This is a genomic window from Paenibacillus plantiphilus (assembly GCF_927798095.1).
Lineage (GTDB): Bacteria > Bacillota > Bacilli > Paenibacillales > Paenibacillaceae > Paenibacillus_Z > Paenibacillus_Z plantiphilus.
This window is the reverse complement of record NZ_CAKMMF010000007.1, coordinates 252,757-262,499: the sequence shown is the minus strand read 5'-3', so window position 1 is coordinate 262,499 and position 9,743 is coordinate 252,757. Positions and strand designations below refer to the sequence as shown.

Below are 9,743 nucleotides of genomic sequence, written 5' to 3'. Positions count from 1 at the left end.
CCCCTAAACCAGGGGTTCTTCGACATGCTAAGCAACTCACGAAGCCAGCCACATAAGGTAAAAAAGCAGCAGTCAGCTCTCGAAAACACATCACCATGTGCTCCACCTCGCCAAATTACCCATATTTACCCATTTCTCAACGCCTCTTTCACAAAGGAAGTAGAATCTCCCTCATTTGTAAACAGTTAATCGACAGTCTCAAATCCCGCGTTACAGCAAGGAAAAGTGGAGCGAGGAGCGCTGTAAAGCTGAAAAACCTTCTTACAGATGACAAAACGTCGTAAAAACACTTCGACTATCGCTGTAAGGTGGAAAAATCGCGTTACAGCAAGGAAAAATAAAGCGAGTTGCGCTGTAAGGCTGAAAAACCTTCTTACAGATGACAAGTCGTCGTAGAATACCCTTTTGGCTGTCGCGACAAAGTGGGAATACCGTGTTGCTGCAAGAAATGCCCTTAGACTTTCTCAACAATCTGAAGCCTCCAAAAGGAGGCTCATCCGCATTCATTAACCGTTGTTTTCGTTGCCTGCATCCTTGTATAAACATATATCTTCGTCCGGTATAGATCATTGCAAGTAACGACACGCTCCGGCCGCCAGCCCGGCAGCGCGAAGCATACACTAACAATACTGGCTCCAGTCGCCAGCCTCGCGCTTAGAATGGGACTCAACCGTTCCATTGCGCCAGGGTACAGATAACCAACGACAAGGTCCGCTCTTTCGAACGGGTAGCTGTATAAATCCCCTCGCCTAAACGAAATCCTCTTCCTCAAAGGGGACTTCCGCGACAACAGTAGCCGTACACTGAGCCGGGAAATCCACAGTGGTATCGGTGAATTCTCGATCCCGACCAGCTCCTTGCAGGAACATTGCCGCAGCACATGCAGCGCTAGAGTTCCCCACCCTGAGCCAGCCTCCACAATGATGCGCCGCTCTGGCATCCGGTTGATCTCACTTGCCACCACACGACGGACGAGAGCCGAGGAGGGCATGGGGGAGATGCCGTTCCTCCAGCTCACATACACGATGGAGAGCACAGCGAGAAGTACGGCAATGACCAGTGAAAGAGACAGCATATCATAGAGAGTAATTGCCATCATTGAATTGCCGCCCTCTCTTCTCAATCGGTTATCAACAACTACCTGGTAGATGGGTTGACAGTCGAAGCAGCCATCGAGGAAGGAGCTCCTCCTTTTTGCAGCTGGTACATCTTATAATACCTGCCTTCCAGCGCCATAAGCGCATCATGATTGCCTCGCTCCACAATCTCGCCACGATGCAGCACAAGAATTTGATCGGCATCACGTATCGTAGACAGCCTGTGTGCAATCACTAATGTTGTCCGGCCTTCACTAACAACCTTTAGCGCCTCTTGAATCAGACCTTCCGTCTCACTGTCAATGCTCGCGGTCGCTTCGTCCAGAATCAGAATCGAAGGATCGAAGGCAAGCGCCCTGGCAAAAGAAATCAACTGCCGCTGCCCCGCAGACAGCGTGCTTCCCCGCTCCACCACCTGCTCATCATAGCCACCTGGCAGTTGCTCAATAAACGATGCCGCCCCTACATCCCGAAGCGCGCTTCGCACACGCTCTATGGAGATGTTCTCATTGTGCAGGCTGACATTGAATTTAATATCTCCAGCGAACAAATACGGGTCCTGCAGCACAATACCCATATGCTTGCGCAGCGCTTGCTTGGACATAGATGCGGTATCTATGCCGTCAATGGTGATCTTGCCCTGGTCAGGCTCGTAGAAACCGAGAAGCAGGTTCACGATCGAGCTTTTGCCAGAGCCTGTATGACCGACCAAAGCCACCGTTTCGCCCTTGCGGACCTCGAAGGAAATCCCGTTCAGCACATTCTCCCCTGCCTTATAGGCGAAGCTTACATTGTCGAATTTCACAATACCCTCTGGACGAGCTGTATCATTGGCCTTCTCGACCTCCACACCCTCCATATCCATAACTGCAAATACCTTGTCCGCAGAGACAAAAGCTCTCTGTGCATTCGTCAGCTGATCGAATATCCCGATAATGGGCTGAAACATTCGTCCCAAATAATCGATGAAGGCATAGAAAACACCAAAGGAAATAGCGGATTCCAGCGCCCCCCGACCAAAATACCATATGACCAGAGCCGTCACCAAGCTGCCGATTGTACCCACAATATTCCTTGAGGACAGAGCGAAAACTCTGAACTGCTTGATCTGATTGACATACCGCTCGTCATTCAGCACTTCAAACTCCTGCAGCGTCACTTTCTCCCGCCGGAAAGCTTGAATGATTGGCATCACGACAATGGATTCATTGATCATGGCGTTCATATCGCTGAGCCGCGCACGCATGATGCTGATGAATCCCTTCGAATATTTCAGATGAATGATCATGATGACGGCAAACAATGGCGGAAGCAGCAAACAATACAGAGCTAGCTTCACATCCAGAATAAACAATGCTGTAAAAATACCTAATAGCTGTACGAAGCTCACGACAAAAGTAGCCATGAAGCTCATGAACAAGTCGCGGATAGCCTCTGTATCATTGGCAATTCTTGAGACAACTCCACCAATCGGCGTATTGTCAAAGTATCGGAGTGGAATCCGCTGAATGTGCTGCATCAAGTCCATACGCATGTTTTTGATAATTCTGAGCGCGGTTGATTGCAGCAAGTAAGATTGCAGAAAATTGCTGATGCTGGCGAGCAGAAGCAGACCCATATAAAAGGCCAGCAGAACCAGCACGGATGACAGCTCGCCGGCTTCCTTGGACAGATGCTGATCGATGATCGTTTTGGTGATATATGGACCGCCAAGCTCAGCACCAACCGCGCAGCACAGAATAAGCAGCGCGCCGATAATTCTGAATTTATAAACGAGAGCATACGCAAGTAGTCTTCTCGCCGTGGATTGCTTGGGCATATTGGGGCCTCCTAAAAGTTTTACTGAGCGTTACTGCTTGACTATTCTTCACAGTAAAACTTGCTTCGTAAGCATATGCTTAGTTTTACGGAGCGTTACTGCTTGATTGTACTTCGTCACTCTTCCAGACTGGCTTCCATCTGCTGGCGCTCCCACTGCTGCTTGTACCAGCCGCCAAGCAGCATAAGCTGCTCGTGAGTGCCTTCTTCAACAACTCGACCTTCGTCCAGCACGAGTATCCAGTTCGCATGTGCTACCGCTGATAGGCGGTGGGTCGAAATAATCGTTGTCCGGCCTGCACGCTCCTTGCGAATATGTTGGAGTATCCGGCTTTCCGTCCGAGCATCGACTGCTGACAGCGCATCATCGAGCAGCAGAATCTCTGAATTGACGAGCAGAGCCCGGGCGATTGCTAGACGCTGCTTTTGCCCGCCCGACAGCATAACGCCGTTCTCTCCGACAATCGTCCCCAGACCTTCAGACATCCCGGCAATATCCGAGGTGAAGGAGGCCATCTTTATTGCATGCTCGATCTCCTCGCGCGATGCATCCGGTTTGCCGAGGGCGATATTGTCTCTAATGGATTTGGACAGAAGCTGATGCTCCTGCGGCACATAACCAATCCACCTCTTTACCTGATCCAAAGCCAGCTGCTCGACAGGAATATCAGCGATGAACAGCCGCTCCCGATCAACCGTGTACTGGCGCAGCAGCTGCTTCAGCAGGGTAGACTTTCCGCTGCCTGTTCTACCTACAACGCCCAGCGTCTCTCCCCTCTCCAGTCGGAACGAAACCTGCTGGAGGCTTGGATGATTGGCTGTGGGGTATGTGAAGGTGAGTCCTTTCATCTCAATGGAAGAAGGAACAGCGATTTGGACAGGCGCCTCGGGGTCCTGCAGATCCGGCTCCTGAGCCATAGTCGTTTCCAGACGATCAGCCGAAGCGCTTCCGCGCTGCAGCACATTAATAAACTCACCGAAGGAGATCATCGGCCAAATCAGCATGCCCAAATAAATATTAAAGGAAATCAATTGACCAAGCGTAATCTGATCGTCGAATACGAGATATGCGCCATAACCGATTCCGATGGAATAGCTTACACCGACAATTAGAGAAATGGTAGGCTGGAAAAGTGCGTTTAGAATGGATACACGCCTATTCTTGTTCATGACCTGCGAGGTCACTTTGTCGAATGCGGCAAGATCATGCTCCTCCTGCACATAGGATCGCATAACACGAATGCCGGATATGGACTCCAGGGCATGATCGTTCATTTGACCAAAGGAAGCTTGCGCTTCAAGAAAACGGATCCTGACCCCTTTGCCCAGCTTGTTAATGACTATAGCCAGGAAAGGCAGCGGTATGAGCGCCGCAAGCATTAATTTGAAGCTGATCAGCGAGATCATCGTAATGATAACAACCGATGCGCCCACAAGCGTATTCACCAGCGTCATAACGCCATACCCCGCCGTCTGCCCGATCGCCAGAATGTCATTGGTAGCCAGCGCCATCAACTGCCCTGTGCTGTTGCGCTGATAGAACGCCGGGGTCATTTTCGTCAAATTCGCAAGCAGACGTCCTCTAAGCAGCTTCTCAATGAGCGCCGAGTTGCCAAATAAGGTCGTAATCCAGAGATATACCATTACATATATAAGCAAGGAAAGACCTACAAGCAGAAGCACAGATTGATTCAAGCTGGCAGAGGTCAAATCATTATTGCGAATATGATCGACTATATTGCCAATCAATTTGGGAGGGATGATTGTAAGCAAGCTAACCCCGGCCATCATACTAATTGCCAGCGCATAGCTGCCCCATCTCTGCCGAAAAAACCATTGCAGCCGAGTTACAAAAGACAAGACCTTCACCTCTTCCTCACGAAATAAGACAACAATGTTATCTTACAGTTCCTTCCGATTGAAGTCTACGCGAACAAATTGTTAAGATTCAGCCTCCAATACGACCGCGCATGAAAAAACCTCCAGCACCGCGACATAGAGCGGTTTGGAGGTTCTTATTTCTTATCTGTGCCAAATTATTGCTTCGCGGCCATCCACTCCGGCTTGGAGAAGCCTTGGAAATACTCGTCGATTGCTCTTTCGAATTCATCGGATTCGACTGTTTCCTTTAGGTCCTTGACGAACTGACCGTCGCTATCCTTCGTATTAATTGCGATGACATTGCGGTAGTTCTCCGCCATATTTTCCAGCTTGATGGCACTGTTCAGATCCATCTTCGCTGCCAGGGCAAAATTGCCTGCCACTACTGCGAGGTCCGTGCCTTCGACTGTCCGCGGCAATTGCGCTGCCTCAAGCAGGCTGATTTTCAAGTTTTTCGGATTCTCTGCAATGTCCTTCTCGCTGATCTTGGTAGGATCGGCATCCGCTTTAACCTTGATTAATCCAAGGTCTTGAAGCAGCAGCAGTGAACGCGCAAGGTTCGCAGGATCATTGGCAATCGCCAGCTCCGCTCCGTCTGTTATCTCTTCGACGGTTTTGAACTTCTTGGAGTACAGACCCATCGGTGCTGTCGGCACGCTAATAACATCAACCAGATCCAGCTTATTGTCCTCCGCAAATTTCTTCAGATAAATAATATGCTGAAACAAGTTCGCATCCAGCGAGCCGCCTGCCAGCGCTTTGTTTGGCTGCACGTAATCGTTGAATTCTATTACTTCCAACGCGTAGCCCTTCGCTTCCATAATCGGCTTGATCGCTTTCGTAACCATATCACTATAAGGGCCTGCGGTTGCTCCGAATGTAATCTTCTTCTTTTCCTTCGATGTTTCATTCCCAGTTGTGTCGTTGCTTGTGTTGTTGGCGCCGCAGCCTGCTGCCAAAAGCAATACGATGGATAGCAATGCTGCAATGACTCCGTTCTTTCTCATGATGTCTGTCTCCTTCTTGATGCTAATTTTATATCAACGTTTATCCACCCTGCGCGCCGCCCAATCCCCGATAAGCTGAATGATCTGAACGAGCGCAATAAGCAGAATAACCGTTGTAAACAGAACCCCGTTGTCGTAGCGATAATAGCCGAAACGAATCGCCAAATCGCCAATCCCGCCACCGCCTACTGTACCCGCCATCGCGGAAAATCCGAGCAGACTGATCGCTGTAATTGTAAGTCCGGATATAATACCCGACTTGGCTTCGGGCAGCAGCACATCTTTAATAATGAGCCATGGCTTGGCGCCGACGGCAACAGCCGCCTCAATAACGCCCTTGTTCACTTCGCGCAGCGAGGACTCCACGAGCCGGGCATAGAATGGAATGGCCGCCACCGATAAAGGCACCGCAGCTGCCGCAGGACCAATGGTCGTGCCAAGAATCCAGTCCGTCACAGGCAAGAGCAGCACTAATAGAATCAGGAACGGGATCGAGCGGATCATATTCGCTACAAAGCCCAGCACCGTATTCAAGAGGCGGTTCTCGGAGAACAGCCCCTTGTCGCTGACGAAGAGGAGAATACCTATCGGAATCCCCACTGCAATAGCGATAAGCAATGATATCCCAACCATGAACAATGTTTCCTTGAAAGCCTTGATCATATCCGGCAGCAGCTCTACGAGCGTATCAATTGACATGGGTTACCACCTCCACGCCGCAGGATTGGCTCTCCAAATATTTCAGCGCCTTGTCGATCCCGGCAGCATCTCCCGTAACCTCCATAATGAACGTGCCCAGGGGCTTCTCTCCGATATACTCAATTTTTCCATGCAAAATATTCGCATGAATTCCGCTGGCTTTCAGCATATCCGCAATAATCGCCTTCTCTGCCGCTTCATCGCGGAACAGCACCTTAACGACCTTGCCAGCGGGATCAAGCTTATCCAGCAGCTTCTGAGGCAGCTTGAATTCAAGCGTGGTTTGAATAAACTCCTTCGTCAGAGGCTGAATCGGATTGGCAAAAATATCATAGACCGCGCCCTCTTCAATAATCCGGCCATCCTGCATAATAGCAACCCCGTGACACAGGTCCTTCACGACCTCCATCTCATGGGTGATGAGAACAATCGTCAAACCGAGCGACTGATTAATCTGACCAAGCAGAGCCAGAATCGACTGGGTCGTCTTAGGGTCCAGCGCAGATGTCGGCTCATCGCACAGCAGAACATGCGGATCATTGGCGAGCGCTCTCGCGATTCCAACCCGCTGCTTCTGGCCTCCGCTCAGCTGCGCAGGATATTGGTCAGCCTTGTCAGCCAGCCCTACCAGCTGCAATAGCTCCGTCACCCGCTCGGTAATGACCGAGCTGGATTTGCCCGCTGCTTTCAATGCAAACGCGATATTCTCTGACACGGTTTTACTGCTAATGAGATAAAAATGCTGAAAGATCATTCCAATATTTTGCCTCGCAAGGCGAAGCTCATTCTTGGACAAACTTATTAAATCCACACCATCGACCAGCACTTGGCCCGAGGTTGGCTTCTCAAGCAGGTTGATGCAGCGCAGCACCGAGCTTTTCCCCGCGCCGCTGTAACCGACAATGCCAAAAATTTGACCCTTGGGAATCGTTAGATTGACGTGATCAACACCAACAACCGTTCCCTTTTTCGTCTTGTATTCCTTATATAAGTCAATAAGCTGAATCATCAAGTACCCCCAAAGCTGCCGCATTTCAGTATGACTTTATCCTCTAATCATCATCTAATCATCATTTGATAGAATCGCGTATTTTATACAAGTGTCATATAAAGCATACGATCTTACTCGGATATTGTCAAAGCAGGCGGGGGCATTGATCTTTATGAAATCCTTAATTTCCCATCGGATTATAGAAAAATATCAATCCACCCTTACATATCACCTGTTATCATCAGCAAATTTCTACCATCGTCGCAGCAAAAAATGCAAACGGGCAGGCTGCTGTTTCAGTCCTGCTTGCGCATCGCGCGCAGCTCCCGGCACGCGGTGTATGCTGCGCCACGGTAATGCGCTTCGACTATCTCCGTAAGGCGGAGATACCGCTTTACAGCTCGAAAAAGTGGAGCGAGGAACGCTGGAACACTGAAAAACCTTCTTACAGATGGCAAGGCGCCGCAGAATCCTCTTCGACTATCTCCGTAAGGCGAAAATACCGCTTTACAGCTCGAAAAAGTGGAGCGAGGAACGCTGGAACACTGAAAAACCTTCTTACAGATGGCAAGGCACCGCAGAATACTCTTCGACTATCTCCGTAAGGCGGAAATACCGCTTTACAGCACGAAAAAGTGGTGCGAGGAACGCTGGAACACTGAAAAACCTTCTTACAGATGGCAAGGCGCCGCAGAATCCTCTTCGACTATCTCCGTAAGGCGGAAATACCGCTTTAGAGCTCGAAAAAGTGGAGCGAGACATGCTGGAACACTGAAAAACCTTCTTACAGATGGCAAGGCGCCGCAGAATCCCCTTCGACTATCTCTATAGGGTGGGAATATACCGCTTTACAGCTCGAAAAAGTGGAGCGAGGCACATTTTCAGCTTGAAAATACCCCCTTCAGATGAGACAAAACATCTTAAAGTCTGTGCAAACTTTCGCTCGGCTGACCGAGTCCTCAATCGCCGCCTTCGTATAAGATCTCCAGCGGTAGGCCGATGAGCACCATGCCGATCCACCGCAATCGCGGGGTTGTGCTATGGGTTGTGCTATCGGTTGTGCTATGGGTTGTGCTATCGGTTGTGCTATGGGTTGTGCTATGGGTTGTGTTATGGGTTGTGTTATCGGCTACGATTTAGGTTAGGAAACAGGCAGCTCTGCAAGCTCTGCTTCCTTCTGGCGAACAAGCGGAATAACCTTCTCTCCGAACGCTCTGATATCTTCATCATAATGAAGGAATCCCGTTAGAATGAGATCTACTCCGATTCGCTTGAGCTCGATAATACGGTCCGCAACTCCCTCCGGAGTGCCGATCAAGCCCGTCTTGAAACCATCATTATATTGAACCAGGTCCTGATAGTCAGAATTCGCCCACATCCCTTCCCGCTCCGGCGATGCTTTGCCGGCAAACTGCACCTGACTGCGGAAGCCTTCAACTGCTTCAGGGTCAGAGGATGCAATAATATCCCTCAATACTTGGCGCGCCTCCTCCTCCGTATCTCGAATGATCACGAACGCATTGGCGCCGAATTGAAGCGTGCGGTTATTGGCCGCTGCCAAACCTTTTACCTCGTCAATCTGTGTCTTGAAGCCATCTAACGTATTGCCGTTCATGAAATACCAGTCGGACACTCTGGACGCCATCTGCCGCGCAGCAGAGGAATTGCCCCCTTGGAAGACAGGCGGAACTGATATCGGCTTGGGCTTCAACGGCGCACCATTAATGCGGTAGAAGTTGCCACGGAAATTCGTCTCCTCCTGCTGCCAAAGCTCCCTCATAACAGTAATAAACTCCTCCGACCTTCGGTAGCGTTCATCATGATCGAGCCAAGGCTCGCCATAGCCATGAAATTCTCCCTTGAACCAGCCGCTCACAACATTAATTGCAGCCCGACCGTGGCTGATCTGGTCAATTGTAGAGAGCATCTTGGCGACTGTTCCCGGATGCCATAAACCCGGAAGCACCGCGGCAATCAGATTTATCTTCTTCGTAACCGTTGCCAGAGCAGAGGCAAGCGTAATGGCCTCCAGTTGATTCTCTGCACCGTAGCTTGCGATGAACCGAGTTTGCAGGAGCGCGAACTCGAAGCCGACCTCCTCGGCAATTTGCGCATATCTGGCATTATCATCGAATGACCAGCCAGTCTTCTGATGAATCTTGGAGATTACCAATCCTCCGCTGACATTAGGAACCCAATAAGCGAATTTAAGCGACATCTGTACCACTCCTAAAGGTTTTTGCGAGCTTT

The 9,743-nt window shown here is 50.0% G+C and carries 8 protein-coding genes; 1 reads left to right on the top strand and 7 read right to left on the bottom strand.

Features of this window, described 5'->3' with window-relative positions; translation table 11 throughout:
- Nucleotides 1-493 precede the first annotated feature (493 nt).
- The 6 genes from L6H65_RS08800 to L6H65_RS08775 all read right to left on the bottom strand — a co-directional run bounded on the left by L6H65_RS08800 (nt 494) and on the right by L6H65_RS08775 (nt 7,511).
- Entirely contained in the window at nt 494-1,099 is a 606-nt protein-coding gene (locus L6H65_RS08800; RefSeq protein ID WP_236340128.1) for a class I SAM-dependent methyltransferase, read from the bottom strand.
- Nucleotides 1,100-1,137: 38 nt separating this feature from the next.
- On the bottom strand, nt 1,138-2,916 hold the full coding sequence (locus L6H65_RS08795) for an ABC transporter ATP-binding protein (RefSeq protein WP_236340127.1): 1,779 nt from the start codon (nt 2,914-2,916) through the stop codon (nt 1,138-1,140).
- 116 nt (nt 2,917-3,032) lie between these two features.
- Nucleotides 3,033-4,775 carry an ABC transporter ATP-binding protein gene (locus L6H65_RS08790; RefSeq protein ID WP_236340126.1) on the bottom strand — a complete coding sequence of 581 codons (1,743 nt, stop codon included), beginning with the start codon at nt 4,773-4,775 and terminating at the stop codon, nt 3,033-3,035.
- A gap of 176 nt (nt 4,776-4,951) precedes the next feature.
- Nucleotides 4,952-5,803, bottom strand: coding sequence for a MetQ/NlpA family ABC transporter substrate-binding protein (locus L6H65_RS08785; protein ID WP_236340125.1), 852 nt, complete (start codon nt 5,801-5,803; stop codon nt 4,952-4,954).
- Between the two features lie 33 nt (nt 5,804-5,836).
- Complete coding sequence (locus tag L6H65_RS08780) at nt 5,837-6,502, bottom strand: methionine ABC transporter permease (protein ID WP_236340124.1); 666 nt, start codon at nt 6,500-6,502, stop codon at nt 5,837-5,839.
- Complete coding sequence (locus L6H65_RS08775) at nt 6,492-7,511, bottom strand: methionine ABC transporter ATP-binding protein (protein ID WP_236340123.1); 1,020 nt, start codon at nt 7,509-7,511, stop codon at nt 6,492-6,494. Before L6H65_RS08775 ends, L6H65_RS08780 begins: the two co-directional genes overlap by 11 nt.
- A gap of 981 nt (nt 7,512-8,492) precedes the next feature.
- On the opposite strand from L6H65_RS08775, the gene L6H65_RS08770 reads away from it, so the two are divergent.
- A complete protein-coding gene (locus L6H65_RS08770) occupies nt 8,493-8,633 on the top strand; it encodes a hypothetical protein (RefSeq protein WP_236340122.1) in 141 nt (46 codons plus the stop codon).
- A gap of 1 nt (nt 8,634) precedes the next feature.
- On the opposite strand, the gene sfnG is transcribed toward L6H65_RS08770, so the two are convergent.
- The gene (gene sfnG / locus L6H65_RS08765; RefSeq protein ID WP_236340121.1) at nt 8,635-9,711 is read right to left on the bottom strand and encodes a dimethylsulfone monooxygenase SfnG; all 1,077 of its coding nucleotides are present in this window, start codon (nt 9,709-9,711) and stop codon (nt 8,635-8,637) included.
- Between the last annotated feature and the right edge of the window lie 32 nt (nt 9,712-9,743).